Annotated in this window: 17 protein-coding genes; 14 read left to right on the top strand and 3 right to left on the bottom strand. The window is 62.7% G+C overall.

The annotated features are described in order from the left end of the window. Window positions 1-11 precede the first annotated feature (11 nt). The gene (locus tag INQ47_RS10390) at window positions 12-896 is read right to left on the bottom strand and encodes a hemin ABC transporter substrate-binding protein (protein WP_252460773.1); all 885 of its coding nucleotides are present in this window, start codon (window positions 894-896) and stop codon (window positions 12-14) included. 147 nt (window positions 897-1,043) lie between these two features. On the opposite strand from INQ47_RS10390, the gene INQ47_RS10395 reads away from it, so the two are divergent. After that, entirely contained in the window at window positions 1,044-1,361 is a 318-nt protein-coding gene (locus INQ47_RS10395; RefSeq protein WP_028697598.1) for a Rieske (2Fe-2S) protein, read from the top strand. Here INQ47_RS10395 and sfsA read toward each other — a convergent pair. After that, window positions 1,351-2,064 (bottom strand): DNA/RNA nuclease SfsA, encoded by a 714-nt coding sequence (gene sfsA / locus INQ47_RS10400; protein WP_084850161.1) that lies wholly within the window; start codon window positions 2,062-2,064, stop codon window positions 1,351-1,353. The genes INQ47_RS10395 and sfsA overlap by 11 nt on opposite strands. Further along, complete coding sequence (locus tag INQ47_RS10405) at window positions 2,064-3,236, bottom strand: pyridoxal phosphate-dependent aminotransferase (RefSeq protein WP_252460775.1); 1,173 nt, start codon at window positions 3,234-3,236, stop codon at window positions 2,064-2,066. Before INQ47_RS10405 ends, sfsA begins: the two co-directional genes overlap by 1 nt. A gap of 210 nt (window positions 3,237-3,446) precedes the next feature. On the opposite strand from INQ47_RS10405, the gene dksA reads away from it, so the two are divergent. From dksA to INQ47_RS10470, 13 genes are all read left to right on the top strand, one after another. Then, window positions 3,447-3,893, top strand: a complete 447-nt coding sequence (gene dksA / locus INQ47_RS10410; protein ID WP_003250009.1) for an RNA polymerase-binding protein DksA — start codon at window positions 3,447-3,449, stop codon at window positions 3,891-3,893. Window positions 3,894-3,956: 63 nt separating this feature from the next. After that, window positions 3,957-4,844, top strand: coding sequence for a tRNA glutamyl-Q(34) synthetase GluQRS (gene gluQRS / locus INQ47_RS10415; RefSeq protein ID WP_252460802.1), 888 nt, complete (start codon window positions 3,957-3,959; stop codon window positions 4,842-4,844). A 245-nt stretch (window positions 4,845-5,089) separates the two neighbouring features. Then, window positions 5,090-5,266, top strand: coding sequence for a hypothetical protein (locus tag INQ47_RS10420; protein ID WP_003250005.1), 177 nt, complete (start codon window positions 5,090-5,092; stop codon window positions 5,264-5,266). Then, window positions 5,250-8,225 carry a sensor histidine kinase gene (locus INQ47_RS10425; protein WP_252460777.1) on the top strand — a complete coding sequence of 992 codons (2,976 nt, stop codon included), beginning with the start codon at window positions 5,250-5,252 and terminating at the stop codon, window positions 8,223-8,225. Before INQ47_RS10420 ends, INQ47_RS10425 begins: the two co-directional genes overlap by 17 nt. Window positions 8,226-8,229: 4 nt before the next feature. After that, window positions 8,230-9,672 (top strand): sigma-54 dependent transcriptional regulator, encoded by a 1,443-nt coding sequence (locus tag INQ47_RS10430; RefSeq protein WP_252460779.1) that lies wholly within the window; start codon window positions 8,230-8,232, stop codon window positions 9,670-9,672. Between the two features lie 913 nt (window positions 9,673-10,585). After that, window positions 10,586-11,968 (top strand): polynucleotide adenylyltransferase PcnB, encoded by a 1,383-nt coding sequence (locus INQ47_RS10435; protein WP_404701635.1) that lies wholly within the window; start codon window positions 10,586-10,588, stop codon window positions 11,966-11,968. Next, window positions 11,965-12,444 carry a 2-amino-4-hydroxy-6-hydroxymethyldihydropteridine diphosphokinase gene (gene folK, locus INQ47_RS10440; RefSeq protein WP_252460782.1) on the top strand — a complete coding sequence of 160 codons (480 nt, stop codon included), beginning with the start codon at window positions 11,965-11,967 and terminating at the stop codon, window positions 12,442-12,444. Before INQ47_RS10435 ends, folK begins: the two co-directional genes overlap by 4 nt. Before the next feature lie 262 nt (window positions 12,445-12,706). Further along, window positions 12,707-13,507 carry a 3-methyl-2-oxobutanoate hydroxymethyltransferase gene (gene panB / locus INQ47_RS10445; protein WP_404701636.1) on the top strand — a complete coding sequence of 267 codons (801 nt, stop codon included), beginning with the start codon at window positions 12,707-12,709 and terminating at the stop codon, window positions 13,505-13,507. Further along, the gene (gene panC / locus INQ47_RS10450) at window positions 13,504-14,367 is read left to right on the top strand and encodes a pantoate--beta-alanine ligase (RefSeq protein ID WP_252460784.1); all 864 of its coding nucleotides are present in this window, start codon (window positions 13,504-13,506) and stop codon (window positions 14,365-14,367) included. Before panB ends, panC begins: the two co-directional genes overlap by 4 nt. A 209-nt stretch (window positions 14,368-14,576) precedes the next feature. Then, entirely contained in the window at window positions 14,577-16,241 is a 1,665-nt protein-coding gene (gene pgi, locus INQ47_RS10455) for a glucose-6-phosphate isomerase (protein ID WP_209963406.1), read from the top strand. A 180-nt stretch (window positions 16,242-16,421) separates the two neighbouring features. Further along, entirely contained in the window at window positions 16,422-18,356 is a 1,935-nt protein-coding gene (gene acs / locus INQ47_RS10460; RefSeq protein ID WP_404701637.1) for an acetate--CoA ligase, read from the top strand. A 42-nt stretch (window positions 18,357-18,398) separates the two neighbouring features. Next, complete coding sequence (locus tag INQ47_RS10465) at window positions 18,399-19,268, top strand: oxygenase MpaB family protein (protein ID WP_404701638.1); 870 nt, start codon at window positions 18,399-18,401, stop codon at window positions 19,266-19,268. A 78-nt stretch (window positions 19,269-19,346) separates the two neighbouring features. After that, window positions 19,347-22,283 (top strand): DUF748 domain-containing protein, encoded by a 2,937-nt coding sequence (locus INQ47_RS10470; protein ID WP_404701639.1) that lies wholly within the window; start codon window positions 19,347-19,349, stop codon window positions 22,281-22,283. Window positions 22,284-22,301 lie beyond the last annotated feature (18 nt).

The raw sequence follows: 22,301 nt of genomic DNA on the forward strand, positions 1-22,301 counted from the left end.
GACCCGTTGTTTCATTGTGCGAAGCTGGCCTGAGCAGCCGGGTAGAAGGTGGCTGCCAGCGACTGCAAGGTCGCCGGTAGCCGAGGCCCGAGCCCGCCGACCAAAAGCGTCGGGTCCAGTGAGACCAGGCGTTTCTCACGCACGGCCCGCGAGGCAGCCAGCGCGGGGTTTTCTTTCAACAGCGCCTGCAAGGCCTGCTCATCGGCCAGCGCCCGGTCGGAAAAAACGATCACATCCGGGTCAAGCGCCGCCAAGGCTTCGTTGGAGAAGTTCTTGTAGCCTTGGTGCGCGGCCAGGTTTCGCCCACCCGCCTGGCCCAGCAGCCAGTCACCGGCAGTGCCTTGCCCGGCAATCAGCGGCTTGGCCCCGGCATGACCGACCAGCAGCAACACCCCAGGAGCCTGCTGCCCGGCCTGGGCCAGCTTGACGTTGGCATGCAACGCATCGAGCCGCTGCCGGTAGTCCGCTGCAAGCGTGGACGCTTGCTGCTCTGCGCCGAGCAACTTCCCCAGGTGCCTGAGGTTTTCATCTACCGCCGGCAGCTCGGCCTTGCTGGAGAACAACTCGACCCGCACGCCAGCCTTGCGGATTTGCGCCAGTACCGGTGGCGGCCCCATTTCCTCGGTGCCCACCAGCACATCCGGGCGCAGACTGAGAATGCCTTCGGCCGACAGCTGTCGCTGATAACCCACACTGGGCAACGATTTCAACGAGGCCGGGTGCTGGCTGGTAGTGTCCACACCGACCAGGCGCGCTTCACCCCCCAATGCGGTTATCCACTCGCTCAAGGCGCCACCAGCGCTGACCCAGCGTTGCGGCAGCTCGGCTGCCAAGGCTTGGGTAGAGAGCACAAGGCTTGCACACAAAGCGAGGAAAGCAGCTGGACGGCGCATCATCGGGTTCCTTATGAAGACGGCTACACGCCTTGTGGCGAGCGGCGGAACTGCGCACCATAGACAGCCGGGCGCAGCGAATGCGATCAATTTGATAATTATTCGCATTGAAGCGTCAAGCCAACACATGTTCCACGAGCCCTCCTTGCCATGCACTTCCTTTGTACATCCCTCGGCCTGGCCGAGGGCCAAAGCCGCGCCTTCAGCGTAGACGGCCTCGAATTGTTCGGCGTACGCCGCCAAGGCCAGGTGTACCTGTACCGCAACCGCTGCCCGCACCGGGACATCCCGCTGAACTGGGCAGAGGACGCGTTTCTGGATGACAGCGCCAGCCTCATCCACTGCGCCCATCATGGTGCGCTGTTCCTGATAGAAAGCGGCGAATGCGTGGCGGGCCCCTGCGAAGGTGAGCAGCTGCAGCCCCTTGGCTGCCACGAAGACAGCCTGGGCATCTGGTTCAAGGGGTAAGCAGTACCGGCAAGCGGCGATCGATGACGATACCTTCGGCGTCCAGGCGGGTGCCATAGGCCAGCACCTCCACCCCGTCCGCTACTGCAGCGCGCAGCGCCTGGGCGTAGGCCATATCGATTTCCTCGGCCGGGCGCACAGCGTCGATACCGGTCAGGTTCACGCAATACAGCTGCACGGCCCGCACGCCTTGCCGGGCCAGCGTTGCCAGCTCGCGCAGGTGTTTCGCACCGCGCTGAGTCACCGCATCAGGGAAGGCCGCAACTGCAGTGTCGGGGTAGCCCAGCGTCACACTCTTGACCTCGACATAGGCCGGAGCACCCTCGAACTCCAGCCGAAAGTCGATACGGCTGCCTTCCTCGCCATAGGCCACTTCGCGCTTGAGTGCAGTGAAACCAGCCAGTTCAGTGATAGTGCCGGCGCGCAGGGCCTCTTCGACCAACGCATTGGCTCGCCCGGTATTCACGCAAGCCAACCGCCCCTGAGGGGTTTCGCTGATTTCCCAGGTCCCTGGCAGCTTGCGCTTGGGGTCGTTGGAGCGGCTGAACCACACCTGCCCACCTTCACGCATGCAGTTGAGCATGGAGCCGGTATTCGGGCAGTGGATAGTCATCTGCTCGCCGCTGGCCAGTTCGATATCGGCCAGAAAGCGCTTGTAGCGACGCAGCAGGCGGCCCTGCTCGAGTGACGGAGAGAAACGCATCAGCCTTGCCAGCTCTGCAGGCCATGGGCAATACGCTGCACCGCTTCTTCCAGGCGTGGCAGGCTCTGGGTATAAGCGAAGCGCACATGGTGCCCGGCCAGGTGGCGACCAAAGTCCAGGCCCGGCGTGAACGCCACGTGCTCGGTTTCCAGGAAGTGTCGGCAGAATGCGAATGCGTCACCGCCAAAAGCGCTGATATCGGCATACAGGTAGAACGCGCCTTGCGGCTCGACGGCAATGCGGAAACCCAGTTCACGCAGGGCAGGCAGCAGGTAGTCGCGACGGCGGGCGAACTCGGCGCGGCGCTCTTCGAAAATGGCCAGCGCCTCGGGCTGGAAACAGGCCAGCGCGGCATGCTGGGCCATGCTCGGCGCACTGATGTACAGGTTCTGCGCCAGTTTCTCCAGGTCGGCCACCGCACCGGGCGGGGCCACCAGCCAGCCAAGGCGCCAACCGGTCATGCCGAAATACTTGGAAAAACTATTCAGGACAAAGGCCGAGTCGTCGACTTCCAGCACGCTTGGCGCGTCCATGCCGTAGGTGAGGCCGTGGTAGATCTCGTCCACCACCAGATGACCATGCCGCTCATGGGTGGATTTGGCCAGGCAGGCCAACGCTTCGCGCCCCAGCACGGTTCCAGTAGGGTTAGCCGGCGAAGCGACCAGGGCGCCGACGGTGTCCTTGTCCCAGTAGCGCTCAACCAGGTCGGCAGTCAGTTGGTAGTTCACGTCCGGGCCCACCGGTACCAATTGGGCCCCGCCCTCGACCAGGCGCAGGAAGTGGCGATTGCACGGGTAACCCGGATCGGCCAGCAGCCAGTGCTTGCCCGGGTCCACCAGCAGGCTGCTGGCCAGCAGCAGCGCGCCGGAGCCACCCGGGGTAATAAGGATGCGCTCCGGGTCGATATTCAGGCCATAGCGCTGCCCATAAAAGCCGGCAATTGCCTCACGCAGTGCCGGCAGACCGCGTGCGGCGGTGTAGCGAGTGTGCCCGTCGGCCAGCGCGGCCTGGCCGGCGGCAACGATGGGTGCAGCCGTGGTGAAGTCCGGCTCACCGATTTCCAGGTGGATCACGTCGTGCCCGGCCGCCTGCAGCTCGTTGGCACGGGCCAGCAGCGCCATGACGTGGAAAGGTTCGATGGCGCGGCTGCGCGCACTGTAGGGTTGGGCCATGACCTTCTCTCAATTGGGTCTAAACTGGAGATTCTACCTCTGCACACCACCGAACGTACCGCTCAGGCCAGTGTCAATTAGCAGGATCGGGCGGGGTAGCGCACCCCCGATCTATCTGGTAAGTTCGGCGGCTCGCAGTCGCAGGGCCGGCGGTCGCCGGAGATGGAGCATCCTGCGCATTGGATCAGATGAGTGAGAGGCGGTCTATTCATGTCCACCCTAGAAAAGCAAAAAGCCAACCAGAATCTTTATGGGGTTGCACCCTATCAGGAGACCAAGGGTGAGGAGTACATGGGTGAGCCCATGCGCAAGCACTTCACCAAGATCCTCACTGGCTGGAAGCAAGAGCTGATGGTCGGCGTCGACAAGACCGTTGACCATATGAAAGAAGAGGCAGCCAACTTCGCAGATCCCGCAGACCGGGCATCCCAGGAAGAGGAATTCGCCCTCGAACTGCGCAACCGCGACCGCGAGCGCAAGCTGATCAAGAAAATCGATAAAACCCTGCAGAAGATTCAGGACGAAGAGTACGGCTGGTGCGAGTCGTGCGGCATCGAGATCGGCTTGCGCCGCCTGGAAGCCCGCCCAACCGCCGACCTGTGCTTCGACTGCAAGGAAATTGCCGAGAAAAAGGAAAAAACGGTCGGCAAAGGCTGATCTTTCTTCCACCTGAACGGGGCGCATCATGCGCCCCGTTTCATTTATATGCCCAGCCTGACCATGACCGACTCCAGCTACATCGGGCGCTTCGCCCCCACCCCCAGCGGCTTCCTGCACTTCGGCTCGCTGGTCGCCGCCCTCGCCTCCTGGCTCGATGCCCGCGCCGTCAACGGCCGCTGGCTGCTGCGCATGGAAGACACCGACCCGCCCCGGGAAATGCCCGGCGCCCGCGATGCCATCCTCCAGACGCTGGAACGTTATGGCCTGCAATGGGATGGTGAAGTGGTATTCCAGAGCCAGCGCCACGATGCCTATGCTGCCGTGGTAGACCGCCTGTTCAACATGGGCCTGGCGTATGCATGCACCTGCTCGCGCAAGCAGCTGGAAAGCTACAACGGCATCTACCCGGGCTTTTGCCGTAACGCCGGGCATGCCCGTGAAGGGGCGGCCATCCGTTTGCGGGTGCCGGAGCTGATCTACCGCTTTACCGATCGTGTGCAGGGTGAATACCAGCAACACCTGGGGCGTGAGGTGGGCGATTTCGTCATCCAGCGTCGTGACGGGTTGTACGCCTACCAGCTGGCCGTCGTGCTGGACGATGCCTGGCAGGGTGTTACCGACATCGTGCGTGGCGCCGACCTGCTCGACAACACCCCGCGCCAGCTGTACCTGCAGGAACTGCTGGGCTTCTCACAGCCGCGCTACCTGCATATTCCGCTGATCGTGCAGCCGGATGGGCACAAGCTGGGCAAGTCGTACCGTTCACCACCATTGCAGGCGGAGCATGCTACCCCCCTGCTGCTGCGGGCATTGCGGGCGCTGGGGCAGGAGACGGACCCGGAACTGCTGTTGGCGACACCGGCAGAGGTGCTGGCAGTCGCGCGCACGCAGTGGCGGCCAGAAGCGATCGCGCAGCGGACCACGGTGCCGGAGGCTGATTTGCGCTGAACCTTTACCGGCCTCTTCGCGGGCGCGCCCGCTCCCACAGGGTGCTCAATAAACCTAGAGGCAACGCTTTACCTGTAGGAGCGGGTTCACCCGCGAAGAGGCCGGCACATTCATTCCTCCTCTCAAAAACAAAAGCCCAGTAAATTCAAACCCTTGGCGAACGCTGTGGATTCCCGCTAGCATCCCCCCTGCCATTTGCGCCAATAATAAGTTCAAGCCCGCAGCGCCCAACCATCGAGGCCAGCATGTACATCTATCGTTTGGTCCTGCTTCTGGTCGTGGGGATCTACCTGTTCTCCCCGGCCATCATGGACTGGTGGATCGAACCGACCGGAGCCTGGTACCGCCCCTACCTGCTCTGGCTGATCCTGATCGTCGTCACCTTCATCCTGCAGAGCCAACGAGATGCCGATGAGCTTTAGCCTGACCCAGATGATCCTGATCAGCGCCGGGTACCTCATGGTGCTGTTCGGCGTGGCCTGGATCAGCGAGCGTGGGCTGATCCCGCGTTCGATCATTCGCCACCCACTTACCTACACCCTGTCGCTGGGCGTTTACGCCAGTGCCTGGGCCTTTTATGGCTCGGTTGGCCTGGCCTACCAGTATGGTTACGGCTTCCTTGCCTGTTACCTGGGGGTGTCTGGCGCATTCCTGCTGGCGCCGGTGCTGCTCTACCCGATCCTCAAGATCACCCGCACCTACCAGCTGTCATCGCTGGCCGACCTGCTGGCCTTCCGCTTCCGCAGCACGTGGGCCGGGGCCTTGACCACCATCATCATGCTGATTGGCGTGCTGCCGTTGCTGGCCCTGCAGATCCAGGCGGTGGCCGACTCAATCAGCATCCTTACCGGTGAACCGGTCAAGGCCCGGGTGGCCTTTGCCTTTTGCACGCTGATCATTCTGTTCACCATCTTCTTCGGCTCGCGGCACATCGCCACGCGCGAAAAGCATGAGGGGTTGGTATTCGCCATCGCCTTCGAGTCGGTGATCAAACTGCTGGCCCTGGGCGGTATTGGCCTGTATGCCTTGTATGGCGTATTCGGCGGCCCGCACGAGCTGGAAGTCTGGCTGTTGCAGAACCAGACCGCCCTCGCCGCCCTGCACACCCCCCTCCAGGAAGGCCCATGGCGCACCCTGCTGCTGGTGTTCTTCGCCTCGGCCATCGTTATGCCGCACATGTACCACATGGCCTTTACCGAAAACCTCAATCCGCGCTCGCTGGTCAGCGCCAGCTGGGGCCTGCCGCTGTTCCTGCTGCTGATGAGTCTTGCCGTGCCGCTGGTGCTGTGGGCCGGCCTGCGCCTGGGCGCCAGCACCAACCCCGAGTACTTCACCCTGGGCCTGGGCATCGCCGCCAACAACCAGGCGTTGGCACTGCTGGCCTACATTGGCGGCCTGTCGGCAGCCAGCGGCCTGATCATCGTCACCACTCTGGCGCTGTCGGGCATGGCCCTGAACCACCTGGTGCTGCCGCTTTATCAGCCCCCGGCCGAAGGCAACATCTACCGGTGGCTGAAGTGGACCCGCCGTGCACTGATCGTCGCCATCATCACCGCCGGCTTCATGTTCTACCTGAGCCAGAACTACCATCAGAGCCTGGCCAACCTGGGCATCGTTGCGTTCGTCGCCACCTTGCAGTTCCTGCCTGGGGTGCTGTCGGTGCTCTACTGGCCAACCGCCAACCGCCGCGGTTTCATCGCCGGGCTGCTGGCCGGCACCCTGGTGTGGATGGTGACCATGCTGCTGCCGCTTCTCGGCAACTTGCAGGGCTTCTACATCCCGCTGCTGGACATGATCTATGTGCTGGACGATACCAGCTGGCACATGGCAGCCATCGCCTCGCTGGCGGCCAACGTGCTGCTGTTCACCCTGATCTCGCTGTTCACCAACGCCAGCAACGAAGAGGTCAGCGCGGCCGAAGCCTGCGCAGTGGATAACGTGCGCCGCCCGCAGCGCCGCGAACTGCACGCCGCCTCGCCGCAGGAATTCGCCACCCAACTGGCCAAGCCGCTGGGCGCCAAGGCCGCGCAAAAGGAAGTCGAGCAAGCACTGCGCGACCTCTACCTGCCGTTCGACGAACGCCGCCCCTATGCCCTGCGCCGCCTGCGCGACCGCATCGAGGCCAACCTGTCCGGCCTGATGGGGCCGAGCGTGGCCCAGGACATGGTCGAGACTTTCCTGCCGTACAAGTCCGGCAACGAAAACTACGTGACCGAAGACATTCACTTCATCGAAAGCCGCCTGGAGGACTACCACTCGCGCCTGACCGGGCTGGCCGCCGAACTCGATGCCCTGCGCCGCTACCATCGCCAGACCCTGCAGGAGTTGCCCATGGGCGTCTGCTCGCTGGCCAAGGACCAGGAAATCCTGATGTGGAACAAGGCCATGGAAGAGCTCACCGGCATCGCCGCCAAGCATGTGGTCGGCTCGCGCCTGGTCACCATCGACGAGCCTTGGCGCGGCCTGCTGCAAGGCTTCATCAACGTGCCCGACGAGCACCTGCACAAGCAGCGCTTGGCCCTGGACGGCCAGCCGCGCTGGCTGAACCTGCACAAGGCAGCCATCGACGAGCCACTGGCCCCCGGTAACAGCGGGTTGGTACTGCTGGTGGAAGACCTTACCGAAACCCAGGCACTGGAAGACAAGCTGGTGCACTCCGAGCGCCTGGCCAGTATCGGCCGCCTGGCCGCCGGCGTGGCCCACGAGATCGGCAACCCGATCACCGGCATCGCCTGCCTGGCGCAAAACCTGCGCGAGGAACGCGAAGACGATGGCGAAATCATCGAGTTGTCCAGCCAGATCCTCGACCAGACCAAGCGCGTATCGCGCATCGTCCAGTCGCTGATGAGCTTCGCCCATGCCGGCGGCAGCCACCAGAACAGCGAGGAGCCCGTGTGCCTGGCCGAAGTGGCACAAGATGCCATCGGTCTGCTGGCGTTGAACCGGCGCAATTTCGAAGTACAGTTCTTCAACCTTTGCGACCCGGACCATTGGGCCGAAGGTGACCCGCAGCGCCTGGCCCAGGTGCTGATCAACCTGCTCTCCAACGCCCGCGATGCCTCGCCGCCCGGCAGCGCCGTGCGTGTGCGCAGTGAGGTTAGCGAGCACACCGTCGACCTGATCGTCGAAGACGAAGGCAGCGGGATTCCGAAGAACATCATGGACCGCCTGTTCGAGCCCTTCTTCACCACCAAGGACCCGGGCGAAGGAACCGGACTGGGGCTCGCTCTGGTCTATTCCATCGTGGAAGAGCATTATGGGCAAATCACCATCGACAGCCCGGCCGATATCGAACGGCAACGAGGCACCCGGATCCGCGTGACCCTGCCCCGGCATGTCGTAGCGACGTCCCCTGAAATTCGAGACCGTCGAGAGAATTGAATCAATGCCGCACATTCTGATCGTCGAAGACGAAACCATCATCCGCTCGGCCCTGCGTCGTCTACTTGAGCGGAACCAGTACCAGGTCAGCGAGGCCGGCTCGGTGCAGGAAGCCCAGGAACGCTTCAGCATTGCCACTTTCGACCTCATCGTCAGCGACCTGCGCCTGCCAGGTGCGCCCGGCACCGAGTTGATCAAGCTCGGCCAGGGCACCCCGGTGCTGATCATGACCAGTTACGCCAGCCTGCGCTCAGCGGTGGACTCGATGAAAATGGGCGCGGTGGACTACATCGCCAAGCCCTTCGACCATGACGAGATGCTGCAGGCAGTGGCGCGTATTCTGCGTGACCGGCAGAACGCCCCGGCTGCTGCACCGCCTGCCGAGCCACGCGCCAGCAATGGCAAGGTTGCAGCCTCCGACAAAGGCAGCGCGGCAACGGCCAATGGCGAAATCGGCATCATCGGCTCGTGCCAGCCCATGCAGGACATGTACAGCAAGATCCGCAAAGTCGCCCCTACCGACTCCAATGTGCTGATCCAGGGCGAGTCGGGCACCGGTAAAGAGCTGGTGGCCCGCGCCCTGCACAACCTGTCTCGCCGGGCCAAGGCACCGATGATCTCGGTGAACTGCGCGGCCATCCCCGAAACGCTGATCGAATCTGAACTGTTCGGCCACGAAAAAGGCGCGTTCACTGGCGCCAGCGCCGGGCGCGCCGGCTTGGTGGAGGCCGCCGATGGCGGTACGCTGTTCCTCGATGAGATTGGCGAACTGCCGCTGGAAGCCCAGGCTCGCCTGCTGCGTGTGCTGCAGGAAGGCGAAATACGCCGGGTAGGTTCGGTGCAGTCGCAAAAGGTCGATGTGCGCCTGATCGCCGCGACCCACCGCGACCTGAAAAACCTGGCCAAGGCCGGCCAGTTCCGTGAAGACTTGTATTACCGCCTGCACGTGATCGCCCTGAAGCTGCCAGCACTGCGCGAGCGTGGCAGCGACGTCAACGAGATCGCCAGCGTCTTCCTCGCCCGCCAGAGCGCTCGCATCGGCCGCGACGACTTGCACTTCTCGGCCGAGGCCGAGCAAGCCATTCGTCACTACAGCTGGCCCGGTAACGTGCGTGAACTGGAAAACGCCGTGGAGCGCGCGGTGATCCTCAGCGAGAGCGCAGAAATTTCCGCCGAGCTGCTGGGCATCGACATCGAGCTGAGTGACCTGGAAGAGGACGACCTCCTCGACAATGCCCTGGTGGTGGCCGGCGCGGCCAATGCAAGCCACGAGCCGACCGAGGACCTGTCGCTGGAAGACTACTTCCAGCACTTCGTGCTTGAGCACCAGGACCACATGACCGAGACCGAGCTGGCACGCAAGCTCGGCGTCAGCCGCAAGTGCCTGTGGGAACGCCGCCAACGCCTGGGCATACCACGGCGCAAGAGCAACGCTACCAGCGAGTAATTCAACCTGCCCAGTGTTCGCCGCAGCAAGTGCGGCGCCTGTGGGATCGAGCGCCGCCCACGCGGCGCATCGCGAGCGAAGCTCGCTCCTACATCTGTTTCGGGCCAATCAATCCTGAGCCATGGCGCGCGGCCCCTTGTGTGTCCCCTTCAATATCCTGTCGTGCACCGAGGGGTATGCGCGCCAATGGCACAGGCGCTGAACGGGGTGTCGCGAACACATCTGGCCTGGGAACACCCCAGGTAACACATCACCTCCCGTAAAAATCTGTTACCCAAGCTTTCCGCCGTAACAGCCCCCGAGGCGTACGGTAACGAAATACCGACATTTTCGACCTGCCGAAAATTGCAGAACCCGCTCAAGCCCTTGATTTTACTGAGTTTTGAAAAGTTGGCACGGCACCTGCTATATGTTTGGTACAAGAACAATAACAAGCACTGCAACTCATAATAAGAACAAGACGAAACGGCTCACGCACAATAAAAACAAGACGGCGGAGGCGCAGCTAACTGATTCTTTTGGAGAGGATGCGTGTTTGGGGCTTGCCCCACAACCAGGCAGAGAACAACAAAAACTGCACTAAAAAGCAGCGCCTGAACTGGTTGGATCGACAGATCAACGTGTGATCAGCGGCCAAAGCAATCCGTTTGCTCTTTACCCCCGGTTTGGGGGTCGTTCACAAGCTTCGAGATTTGTGGACAGGGCACTCAACAAAAACAAAAAGCCCAGCAAAAAAACAATAAGAGCACGCAATGACTTCTTGGGGAGCTTAGGCTCCCCTTGTCATTTCTACCCTTCTGGCAGGCATCCTGCTACCCGCCTACACCATTCCCCGAGTAAATGCTAGAATCCCCGCCCATCATGCGGCCATTCTCCTATTCTTGGCCGAACATTCCTTCACACAGTGCATCCCATGCTGAAGAAGCTGTTCCAGTCTTTCCGCCCGCCCGTACCGGGCCCGCACCACAGGCGCACCACGCCCGAGGTGATAAACAAGAGCCAGCACTCGCTGCAGCGCCACCAGTTCAGCCGTCATGCGGTTAACATCGTGGAGCGCCTGCAAAGCGCCGGCTACCAGGCTTACCTGGTCGGTGGCTGTGTCCGCGACCTGATGCTGGGCATCACGCCGAAGGACTTCGACGTGGCCACCAGTGCCACCCCCGAACAGGTCCGTGCCGAGTTCCGCAACGCCCGCATCATTGGTCGCCGCTTCAAATTGGTCCACGTGCATTTCGGCCGTGAGATCATTGAAGTCGCCACCTTCCGCGCCCACCACTCCGAGGACGACCAGGGCGATGCCCACCGTTCGTCGCATAACGCCAGTGGTCGCATTCTGCGAGACAACGTGTACGGCACCCTGGAAGAGGACGCGCAACGCCGCGACTTCACCATCAACGCCCTGTACTACGATCCGGTCAGCGAACGCATTCTCGATTACGCCAACGGTGTGCACGACGTGCGCAATCGCCTGCTGCGGCTGATCGGGGACCCGACCCACCGCTACCAGGAAGACCCGGTGCGCATGCTGCGCGCGGTGCGTTTTGCTGCCAAGCTCGACTTTGGCATCGAAAAGCACACCTTCCTGCCGATCCGCGGTCTGGCCCCGATGCTGCGCGAGATTCCACCCGCACGCCTGTTCGAGGAATGCCTCAAGCTGTTCCTCAGCGGCCAAGGTGCCATGGCCTTCGAAATGCTGGTCGATCTGGAGTTGTTCGAACCGCTGTTCCCGGCCAGTGCCCAAGCGCTGGACGAGCGGCCGACCTACACCCACACGCTGATCAGCCAGGCGCTGAACAACACCGACCTGCGCGTGAAGCAGGGCAAGCCGGTGACACCAGCCTTCCTGTTTGCGGCTCTGCTCTGGCCAGCTCTGCCGGCCCGCGTGCTGCACCTGCAAAACCAGGGCGTACCGCCGATTCCGGCCATGAACGGTGCGGCCCACGACCTGATCGCCGAGCAGTGCGCGCGCATTGCCATCCCCAAGCGTTTCACTCTGCCGATCCGCGAAATCTGGGACATGCAGGAGCGCCTGCCGCGCCGCAGCGGCAAACGCGCCGACATGCTGCTGGACAACCCGCGTTTCCGCGCCGGTTACGACTTCCTGCTGCTGCGTGAAAGCGCCGGGGAAGAAACCGACGACCTGGGCCAGTGGTGGACCGATTACCAGGACGCAAACGACAGCGAGCGCCGCGAGATGATCCGCGAGCTTGGCAGCCGTGACGAAAGCGCCGGCCCGCGCAAGCGCAAGCGCAGCGGCAGCAAACGCAAGCGCGGTGGTGACGAGGCGTTCGAGTGACCATTCGTGCCTACGTAGGTCTGGGCAGCAACCTGGACGCACCTGCCGAGCAGTTGCGTAGCGCCTTGCACGCGCTTGACCAGGTCGAAGCCACGCGCCTGGTAGCTGCCTCGGCCCTGTACACCAGCGATTCGCTGCTGCCCGGCCAACCGCGCTACACCAATGCTGTCGCCGCCTTGGACACCGCCCTGGCGCCACTGGCATTGCTCGATGCGCTGCAGGCCATCGAAAACGACCAGGGGCGCGTGCGCAAGGAGCGCTGGGGCCCACGTACGCTGGATTTGGACATCCTGCTGTTTGGTGACCAGGTGCTCGACCAGCCACGCCTGAAAGTGCCGCATTACCATATGCATGCCCGCCCCTTCGTGCTGTATCCGTTGGCCGAACTGGTACCAGGCGATTTCCGCCTGGCCGACGGCCGCGCCCTCGCGCAACTGCTCGACGAATGCCCGTTCGTCGGCCTGGAACGCCTGTAAACCGGGCGTTCCAACCTGCATTGCCACCTCGGTAACGCCAGTAACACCCTGATCGTAACAATGCGGTAACAGGGTGATTGACTTCCCACACCTCGCTCACGACTATAGGCGTCCCGTGTGGCACCAAAGTGCCGCATACCCGTATTTAGGCCCGGACGGACCTGTGCCCGAACATCACGCGCGATGATGTGCCGCTCCGGAAGATGACTACACGCGTTGAATGCAGTCGTTTTTTACAGCGCCTGAACGAGGAATTTCCTACATGCCTGAAGTAACCCTTACCACCCTTAACAGCCTCAAGGCCAAGGGTGAAAAAATCACCATGCTGACCTGCTACGACGCGACCTTCGCCAAGGCTGCCAGCCAGGCCGGCGTTGAAGTGTTGCTGGTGGGCGACTCGCTGGGGATGGTCCTGCAGGGCCACGACAGCACCTTGCCGGTCACCACCGCGGAAATGGCCTACCACACCGCCAGCGTCAAACGCGGCAACGACGGCGCGCTGATCCTAACCGACCTGCCGTTCATGGCCCACGCCACGCCGGAGCAGGCCTTTGCCAACAGCGCCACACTGATGCAGGCCGGCGCCCACATGGTCAAGATCGAAGGCGCAGCCTGGCTGGCCGAAACCATCCGCTTGCTGGCCGAACGTGGTGTGCCAGTGTGCGCGCACATGGGCCTGACCCCGCAAACCGTCAACGTGCTGGGCGGCTACAAAGTGCAGGGCCGCGAGGAAGCCCAGGCCCGGCAGATGCGCGCCGACGCCATTGCCCTGGAACAGGCCGGTGCGGCCATGCTGCTGCTCGAATGCGTCCCCAGCGAACTGGCGGCGGAAATCACCAACGCCGTAGGCATCCCGGTAATCGGCATTGGCGCCGGCAGCGCCACCGATGGCCAGGTACTGGTACTGCACGACATGCTCGGCCTGTCGCTGAGCGGCCGGGTACCGAAGTTCGTGAAGAACTTCATGCAGGGCCAACCGGATATCCACAGTGCCCTCGTCGCTTACGTCGAGTCAGTCAAGCAAGTCAGTTTCCCAGGCAGCGAACACGGGTTCAGTGCATGAATACAGTCAAGACCGTCCGCGAACTGCGCGCGGCAGTGGCCCGCGCTCGCGGTGAAGGCAAACGCATCGGCTTCGTGCCGACCATGGGCAACCTGCACAGCGGCCACGCAGCCTTGGTATCCAAGGCTGCGCAGCGCGCCGATTTCGTGGTCGCCAGCATCTTCGTCAACCCGCTGCAATTTGGCGCCAACGAAGACCTCGACAAATACCCACGCACCCTGGCAGCCGACCAGGAGCGCCTGGTGCAGGCCGGCTGCAACCTGCTGTTCGCGCCCACCGTGGAAGAGATGTACCCCGACGGCATGAGCGTGCAAACCCGCGTCAGCGTGCCCCAGCTTTCCGAAGGCCTGTGCGGCGCCAGCCGGCCTGGGCACTTCGAGGGCGTGGCCACCGTAGTGAACAAACTGTTCAACATGGTCCAGCCAGACCTTGCCGTGTTCGGCGAGAAGGACTATCAGCAGCTGGCGGTGATCCGCGCCATGGTGCGCGACCTGAACATGCCGATCCAGATCATCGGCGAACCCACCGTGCGTGCCGAGGATGGCCTTGCGCTGTCATCGCGCAATGGCTACCTCACGCCAGAGCAGCGCGCTGCTGCGCCAGCGCTGTACCGCACGCTGCAGCACATTGCAGCCGGCATCGGCCGTGGCCAGCGGGATTTTGCCGCGCTGGTCGCTGAAGGCCAGGCACAACTGAGCACAGCGGGTTTCCGTCCGGATTACCTGGAAGTACGCCATGCCGTAAGCCTGCGCCCGGCTGTGATCGATGATCGAGACCTGGTGGTGATTGCGGCGGCTTACCTGGGTAACACGCGGTTGATCGACAACCTTTACCTGCATGTGGAAGAGAAGACCGCATAATGGCCTTGGGCTGCCTTGCAGTCCATTCGCGGGTAAACCCGCTCCTACACGTTCAGCTGTAGGGGCGGACTTGCTTGTAAAGCCCCCCCCAAAATCACCCTTCCTTACCCATTCCCAGCGCGTGGCCTTTGCCTATAATGATCCCAGCCTGAACCCGGCAATGACTGCCGTGTCCAAGCCCTCACCACGCACCAAGGGAACCCCGCGCAATGGCGTATTACCGTACACCCCACGATGTGACGGCCCTGCCCGCCTGGCAGGCGCTTCAGAAACACCGCGACGCCATGCAAAGCTTCAGCATGCGCGAAGCCTTCGCCGCCGATGCCAAGCGCTTCGACCAGTTTTCCCTTAGCGCTTGCGGCCTGTTCCTCGACTACTCGAAAAACCTGATCACCGAGCAAAGCCGCGATCTGCTGGTCAACCTGGCCAATGAAGTGGGCCTGCAGGACGCCATCAAGTCGATGTTCGGTGGTGAGATCATCAACGCCTCCGAAGGCCGCCCGGTGCTGCACACCGCCTTGCGTCGGCCCGTAGGCGACAAACTCAATGTAAACGGCGTGAACGTCATGCCGGAAGTGCACAAGGTGCTCAACCAGATTACCGAACTGGTCGGCCGCATTCACGATGGCCTGTGGCGCGGCTACAGCGAAAAGCCCATCACCGATGTGGTCAACATTGGTATTGGCGGTTCGTTCCTCGGCCCCGAACTGGTGTCCGAAGCGCTGCTACCCTACGCCCAGCGCGGCGTACGCTGCCACTACCTGGCCAACATCGACGGCAGTGAGTTCCACGAGCTGTCGGCCAACCTGCGCGCCGAAACCACCTTGTTCATCGTCTCGTCGAAGTCGTTCAACACCCTCGAGACGCTGAAAAACGCCATGGCCGCGCGGACCTGGTACCTGGCCCAAGGCGGCTCGGAAGCCGAGCTGTACCGCCACTTCATTGCAGTGTCCAGCAACAAGGCCGCTGCTGTAGCGTTCGGTATCCGCGAAGAAAACATCTTCCCGATGTGGGACTGGGTGGGTGGGCGCTACTCACTGTGGTCGGCCATCGGCCTGCCGATCGCCCTGGCCATCGGCACTGCCAACTTCAAGGAACTGCTGTCCGGTGCCTACACCATGGACCAGCACTTCCAGACCGCACCGTTCGACAAGAACATGCCGGTGCTACTGGCCCTGTTGGGCGTGTGGTATGGCAACTTCTGGGACGCGAACAGCCACGCGATCCTGCCGTACGACCACTACCTGCGCAACATCACCAAGCACCTGCAGCAGTTGGACATGGAATCCAACGGCAAGAGCGTGCTGCAAGACGGTACCCCGGTGAAGACCGACACCGGGCCGGTAATCTGGGGCGGCGTGGGTTGCAACGGCCAGCACGCCTACCACCAGTTGCTGCACCAGGGCACCCAGCTGATTCCGGCCGACTTCATCGTGCCGGTGGTGAGCTTCAACCCGGTGGCCGACCACCACCAGTGGCTGTACGCCAACTGCCTGTCGCAGAGCCAGGCGCTGATGCTGGGCAAGACCCGCGAGGAAGCCGAAGCCGAATTGCGCGGCAAAGGCCTCAACGAAGCGGACATCGAAAAGCTGGCCCCGCACAAGGTGATCCCAGGTAACCGCCCGAGCAACACGTTGGTGGTCGAGCGCATCAGCCCGCGCCGCCTGGGCGCGCTGGTGGCCATGTACGAGCACAAGGTGTTCGTCCAGAGCGTTATATGGGGTATCAACGCGTTCGACCAGTGGGGCGTTGAGCTGGGCAAGGAACTGGGCAAGGGCGTTTACCAGCGCCTGGTCGGCAGCCTGGAAGACAGCGCCGAAGACGGTTCCACCCAGGGCCTGATCAACTACTTCCGCGGCCGTCACCGCGGTTGATCCGAAGCTTGTGCCGGCCTCTTCGCGGGTAAACCCGCTCCTACGAGACTATGCATTACCTCGTAGGAGCGGGTTTACCCGCGAAGAGGCCGGCCCAGGTTGAACACCTCTCCCAGCTACACTGTCTTATCGAATAGCCGTTGCAGTCCATCGCCCCTTAAAAGAGCAGGACCACCCGCCATGTTCGATATCCGCAATTACCCGCAGGCCCTGGCCGTCAGCCAGTCTGCCACCCTCAGCACCGACGACTACCACCGCCTCTACCGCCAGTCGGTCGACGACCCTGACACGTTCTGGGCAGAACAAGCCAAACGCCTGGACTGGATCAAGCCCTGGTCAAGCGTACAGCAATGCGACCTCAAGACCGGCAAGGCCCGCTGGTTCGACGGCGCGCAACTCAATGTCAGCTACAACTGCATCGACCGCCATCTGGCCCAGCGCGGCGAGCAAACGGCCTTGCTGTGGGAGGGCGACGACCCCAAGGACTCCAAGGCCATCACCTACCGCGAACTGCACCGTCAGGTCTGCCGCCTGGCCAATGCAATGAAAGCGCGTGGTGTGAAGAAAGGCGATCGGGTGTGCATCTACATGCCAATGATCCCCGAGGCCGCCTTCGCCATGCTCGCCTGCACCCGCATCGGCGCCATCCACTCGGTGGTGTTCGGCGGTTTCTCCCCTGATGCCCTGCGAGACCGTATCCTCGATGCCGACTGCCGCACCGTGATCACCGCCGATGAAGGCGTGCGTGGTGGCAAACGCATCCCGCTGAAACAGAACGTCGACAAAGCCTTGGCCAACTGCCCGGCGGTCAGTAGCGTCTTGGTGGTGCGCCGCACTGGCGGCGATGTGGCCTGGGTCGAGGGCCGCGACCTCTGGTACCACGAAGCGACGAAGGCCGCCGGCGACGAGTGCACTCCTGAGCCGATGGAAGCCGAAGATCCGCTGTTCATCCTCTACACCTCCGGCAGTACCGGCAAACCCAAAGGGGTGTTGCATACCACCGGCGGCTACCTGCTGCAGGCAACGATGACCTTCAAGGTGGTGTTCGATTATCGTGACGGCGAGGTGTTCTGGTGCACCGCCGACGTCGGCTGGGTGACCGGCCACAGCTACATCGTCTATGGCCCGCTGGCCAATGGCGCAATCTCGCTGATGTTCGAAGGCGTGCCCAACTACCCGGACACCTCGCGCTTCTGGCAGGTGGTGGACAAGCACCAGGTGAACATCTTCTACACCGCCCCGACCGCCCTGCGCGCACTGATGCGCGAGGGCTCTGCGCCGCTGCAGAGCACCTCGCGCAAAAGCCTGCGCCTGCTGGGCAGCGTCGGCGAGCCGATCAACCCGGAAGCCTGGGAATGGTATTTCGAGAAGGTCGGGCAGAAGCGCTGCCCGATTGTGGATACCTGGTGGCAGACCGAAACCGGCGGCATCATGCTCACCCCACTGCCCGGCACGCAGTCGCTCAAACCCGGCTGCGCCACCCAGCCAATGTTCGGCGTGCAACCGGTGCTACTGGATGAAAAAGGCAAACTGATCGAAGGCCCCGGCGCCGGCCTGCTGGCAATCAAGGCCAGCTGGCCCGGGCAGATACGCAGTGTCTACGGCGACCACCAGCGGATGGTCGACACCTACTTCAAGCCCCTGCCCGGCTACTACTTCACCGGCGACGGTGCCCGCCGCGATGCCGATGGCGACTACTGGATCACCGGGCGCATCGACGATGTGATCAACGTTTCCGGGCACCGCATCGGCACCGCGGAAGTAGAAAGCGCACTGGTACTGCATGACAGCGTGGCGGAAGCCGCGGTGGTCGGCTACCCCCACGACCTCAAGGGCCAAGGCGTCTACGCCTTCGTCACGACCATGAATGGCGTGTCGCCGGATGACGCACTCAAGGCCGAGCTGCTGGCCCTGGTCAGCAAGGAAATCGGCAGCTTCGCCAAGCCTGAGCTGATTCAGTGGGCGCCAGCGCTACCCAAGACGCGCTCAGGCAAGATCATGCGGCGTATACTGCGCAAAATCGCCTGCAACGAGCTGGAAAACCTGGGCGATACCTCGACCCTGGCCGATCCAAGCGTGGTACAGGGCCTGATCGACAAACGCCTCAACCAGTAACCGGCGGCCGCCAACCATGGCCGCCCTGCACAACAGGTCGCCATGGAAGCCCTTCGTCGCCGCATCGAAACTCAGGTCATGAGCCTCACTGGGCTGGCCCTCGGCCAGCTCGACCTGGAATCGCCCAAGGGCGACCCCGGCCTGTTCGGCCCACACAGCATCAGCTGGCGGGTACATGGCGACTTCCCGAGCATGCTGGTCGGTGGCATCAGCGCGCTAATGCTGCAGTTGTTGCATCCTCTGGCCCTGGCCGGTGTATGGGACCACTCCAATTTTCGTGAAGACCTGCTCGGCCGCTTGCGCCGCACCAGCCAGTTCATTTCCGGCACCACCTTCGGCGCCACCGGCGATGCCGAGTGGCTGATCGACAAAGTGCGCACCATTCACCTGCAGGTCACCGGCACGGCACCAGATGGCCGCCCCTATGCGGCCAGCGACCCGGACCTGTTGACCTGGGTGCATGTAGCGGAGGTCAGCAGTTTCCTAGCCGCCCACCTGCGTTACCGCAACCCACACCTGTCACGCGCCGAGCAGGATGCCTATTACAACGAAATCGCCCTGATCGCCGAGCGCCTCGGTGCCCGTGACGTGCCGCGCTCGTGCCAGCAAGTTGAAGACTATCTGCAACACATACGCCCGCAGCTGCACTGTGATGCGCGCAGCCATGAGGTGATACGAATCCTGCTCGACGCCCCTGCCCCCAGCCGCCTGGCACAGCCGGTTGGCAAACTGATGCTGCACGCGGGTATCGACTTGCTGCCCGGCTGGGCCCAGGCCATGCTCGGGCTGCAGCACGGGCCCCTGCAGCAGCACCTGATCCGCCTGGGCCTGCGCGGCACCGCGCCGGTCCTGCGCTGGGCAATGCGCGACGGCTCGGCACACCGGGCCAAACGGCGCATGGGCATTGATTGAGCGCAAAAGGTCGCCCCTGCGGAACTGATTTAACGTGCCATACTCCAAGCACTCCGGCTTAGACAGACGAAGCGACACATGTACAAAGGATTGACTCGCGCCGCTGGCGCAATCGTGGCCCTGGTAGCCCTGTATAGCCTGCTCGGCTTTCTCATTCTTCCCGGTGTCGCACTGCGCATCGCCAACCAGCAGTTGGCCCAATACGCCACCGTGCCGGCCCACCTCGAACGGATCGAACTCAACCCCTTCAGCCTCGAGTTGACACTGTGGGGCCTGCAGATCGGCGAGCCGGGCAAGGAGCAGGTCGGTTTCGAGCGTCTTTATGCTAACGCCTCGCTCGACAGCCTATGGACCAAAGCCCTGCATCTGGAAGCGGTGGAACTCGACAAACCGCGCAACGAAGTGCTGTTCGCCAAAGACGGCACCCTCAACCTGACCGGGTTGTTCAAACTACCGGCCAGCGAAGCCAAACCCGAAGAGCCGCCCAGCGACCCGTTCCCGCTACGTATTGGCAGCATCAAGCTCGTCGAAGGCTACCTGCACTTCGAGGACCTGCGTCCCAGCGAGCCGATCGAGTTTCTCTACGACAACATGAGTCTGGAGCTGAAAAAACTCAGCACCCTGCCCAACGACAGCGCCGATATGACCTTGGTGGCCAGCGGCCCCAACGGCGGACGCATCGACTGGAAGGGCACCCTGAGCCTGTCGCCGATCGCCTCCGAAGGCACACTGAAGGTCACTGACGGCAAGATGAAGCTGTTCTGGCCCTATGTGCGCGATGCCGTACCTCTGGTGCTGGAAGACGGCGTGTTCAACCTCGATACGCATTACACGCTCAACCTCGCCAAACAGACCGAGCTGCTGCTGGATAACGCTTCCGTACACATCGCGCCATTCGCCATCAAGGCACCGGATGGCCGACCATTGGCACGCCTGGCCAGCCTGGCGGTTAGCGAAACTTCCATTGATCTGGTTAAACAGCAGGTCACCGTGGGCAAGGTCCGCAGCGAAAAACTCGAAACCTGGGCGGCGCTGGAAAAAGACGGCCAGCTCGACTGGCAGAAGCTGTTCGCCAGCCAACCCGCCAAGGCCACGCCGAAGGAAAAGGCCGAGCCGGCTGCCGCAGAACCTACGCCTGAAGAGAAAGCTGCCAAGGAGCCAAGCAAACCCTGGCAAGTGCTGCTCAAGGACGTGCAGTTGCGCAATTACCTGGTGCACCTGGCAGATCGCAGCCAGAAGGAACCGGTAGCGTTGGACATTGGCCCCCTCAACGCCGACCTGCAAGGTTTCGACAGCCTCAACCAGTCGCCCTTCACCGTCAAACTCGACACTGGTGTGGGCAAGCAAGGCAAGCTGCAGGCCGCAGGCCAGGTCAACCTGGCACCGATATGGGCAAAGCTGGATGTGAGCACCCGCGACATCGACCTGCGTGTGGCCCAGGCCTACATCAGCCCGTTCATCCTGCTGGAGCTGCGCAGCGGCATGCTCTCCAGCGACCTCAAGGTCGACCTGAAGAACACCGCGCCGCTGGCCTTCAATGTTACCGGCAAGGCGCAGGTCAGCCAGTTGCATACGCTGGACACCATCAAGAGCCGCGACTTCGTCAAATGGCAGCAGGTGAACGTGGACGGCTTGTCCTACGTGCACGGCGATGCACTGTCGATCGACAAGGTGACCCTGCTGCAGCCCTATGCACGCTTCATCATCAACGAAGACCGTACCACCAACGTCAATGACCTGCTGATCCCCCAACCGGCCGGCACCCCGACGAGCAGCCAGGCCAAGCCGCCCACGGCCAGCAACAGCAAGCCGCTCGGCATTCGCATCGGCCAGATCGACATCAAGGACGGCTCGGCCAACTTTGCCGACCTGTCGCTTACCCCCAACTTCGCCACGGCCATCCAGCAACTCAATGGCCAGATCGGCACCATCGACAACCGCAAGCCGCTGCCGGCCAATGTCGACGTCAAGGGCAAGGTGGACCGCTACGCACCGGTTACCATCAAGGGCGCACTCAACCCGTTCAACCCGCTGGCCAGTCTGGACATTGCCACCAGCTTCAAGCGCGTCGAACTGACCACGTTGACCCCCTACTCCGGCAAGTTCGCCGGCTTCCGCATCCGCAAGGGCCGGCTGAACCTGGACCTGCACTACTTGATCACCAACGGTCAACTCAAGGCCGAGAACAAGGTAGTAGTGGAACAACTGCAACTGGGCGAGAAAGTCGACAGCCCGGATGCGGTCGACCTGCCGATCCGCCTGGCGGTGGCATTGCTGAAGGATACCGAGGGCAAGATCTCGATCGAGCTGCCGGTGTCTGGCGACCTCAACAACCCGCAATTCAGCGTGATGCCGATCGTTTGGCAAACCCTGCGCAACCTGGTACTGCGCGCGGCGCAGGCACCATTCAAATTCATTGGCGGGCTGATCAGCGGCGGCGGCTCGGAAGACCTTGGCAACGTGGCGTTCGCCCCGGGCTCCAGCGAACTCAGCGGCGATGCCCAGGCGTCCCTGGACAAGCTGGCATCCGCGCTGAAAGAGCGCCCGGGACTGCGCCTGGAAATCGAAGGCACCAGCGCCCAGGCCAGCGATGGCCCGCTGATCGCCCAACAGCGCCTGGACCGTGAGTACCAGGCCACCTGGTACAAGATCCTGCAGCGACGGGGTGACAAGGTGCCGGCCAATGCCTCGATGCTGGTGGTCGACGACAGCGACAAGCCAGCGATGCTCGAAGGCATTTACCGCACCCGCCTGAAAAAACAGCCGCCAGCAGAATGGGAGCAACTGAGCCGTGACGAACGTACCACCAAACTGCGCGACGCGGTGATCAAGTCATGGGCTGAGAGTACCGCCTTGCTGCGCACACTGGGCCAGGAGCGGGCCAGCAGTATCAAGGATTACCTGGTGGACAAGGGCAAGCTGGAAGATGACCGGGTGTATTTCATCGATACCAGCCTGGGCCAGCCTGAAAGCGATGGGCGGGTGATTACGCCGATGCACCTGGATGCAGAGTAATCCCCTCTGGCAGGCCTG

Source organism: Pseudomonas sp. 3HC3 (genome assembly GCF_044904505.1).
Taxonomy (GTDB): domain Bacteria; phylum Pseudomonadota; class Gammaproteobacteria; order Pseudomonadales; family Pseudomonadaceae; genus Aquipseudomonas; species Aquipseudomonas putida_Y.

Bases quoted from the DNA above. Each gene is read 5' to 3' on its own strand.
- panC (WP_252460784.1), top strand. From the start codon at position 13,504: ATGAATACAGTCAAGACCGTCCGCGAACTGCGCGCGGCAGTGGCCCGC.
- INQ47_RS10470 (WP_404701639.1), top strand. From the start codon at position 19,347: ATGTACAAAGGATTGACTCGCGCCGCTGGCGCAATCGTGGCCCTGGTA.
- INQ47_RS10405 (WP_252460775.1), bottom strand. From the start codon at position 3,236: ATGGCCCAACCCTACAGTGCGCGCAGCCGCGCCATCGAACCTTTCCAC.
- INQ47_RS10430 (WP_252460779.1), top strand. From the start codon at position 8,230: ATGCCGCACATTCTGATCGTCGAAGACGAAACCATCATCCGCTCGGCC.
- gluQRS (WP_252460802.1), top strand. From the start codon at position 3,957: ATGACCGACTCCAGCTACATCGGGCGCTTCGCCCCCACCCCCAGCGGC.
- panB (WP_404701636.1), top strand. From the start codon at position 12,707: ATGCCTGAAGTAACCCTTACCACCCTTAACAGCCTCAAGGCCAAGGGT.
- pgi (WP_209963406.1), top strand. From the start codon at position 14,577: ATGGCGTATTACCGTACACCCCACGATGTGACGGCCCTGCCCGCCTGG.
- INQ47_RS10465 (WP_404701638.1), top strand. From the start codon at position 18,399: ATGGAAGCCCTTCGTCGCCGCATCGAAACTCAGGTCATGAGCCTCACT.
- acs (WP_404701637.1), top strand. From the start codon at position 16,422: ATGTTCGATATCCGCAATTACCCGCAGGCCCTGGCCGTCAGCCAGTCT.
- dksA (WP_003250009.1), top strand. From the start codon at position 3,447: ATGTCCACCCTAGAAAAGCAAAAAGCCAACCAGAATCTTTATGGGGTT.
- INQ47_RS10395 (WP_028697598.1), top strand. From the start codon at position 1,044: ATGCACTTCCTTTGTACATCCCTCGGCCTGGCCGAGGGCCAAAGCCGC.
- INQ47_RS10420 (WP_003250005.1), top strand. From the start codon at position 5,090: ATGTACATCTATCGTTTGGTCCTGCTTCTGGTCGTGGGGATCTACCTG.
- INQ47_RS10435 (WP_404701635.1), top strand. From the start codon at position 10,586: ATGCTGAAGAAGCTGTTCCAGTCTTTCCGCCCGCCCGTACCGGGCCCG.
- sfsA (WP_084850161.1), bottom strand. From the start codon at position 2,064: ATGCGTTTCTCTCCGTCACTCGAGCAGGGCCGCCTGCTGCGTCGCTAC.
- INQ47_RS10425 (WP_252460777.1), top strand. From the start codon at position 5,250: ATGCCGATGAGCTTTAGCCTGACCCAGATGATCCTGATCAGCGCCGGG.
- INQ47_RS10390 (WP_252460773.1), bottom strand. From the start codon at position 896: ATGATGCGCCGTCCAGCTGCTTTCCTCGCTTTGTGTGCAAGCCTTGTG.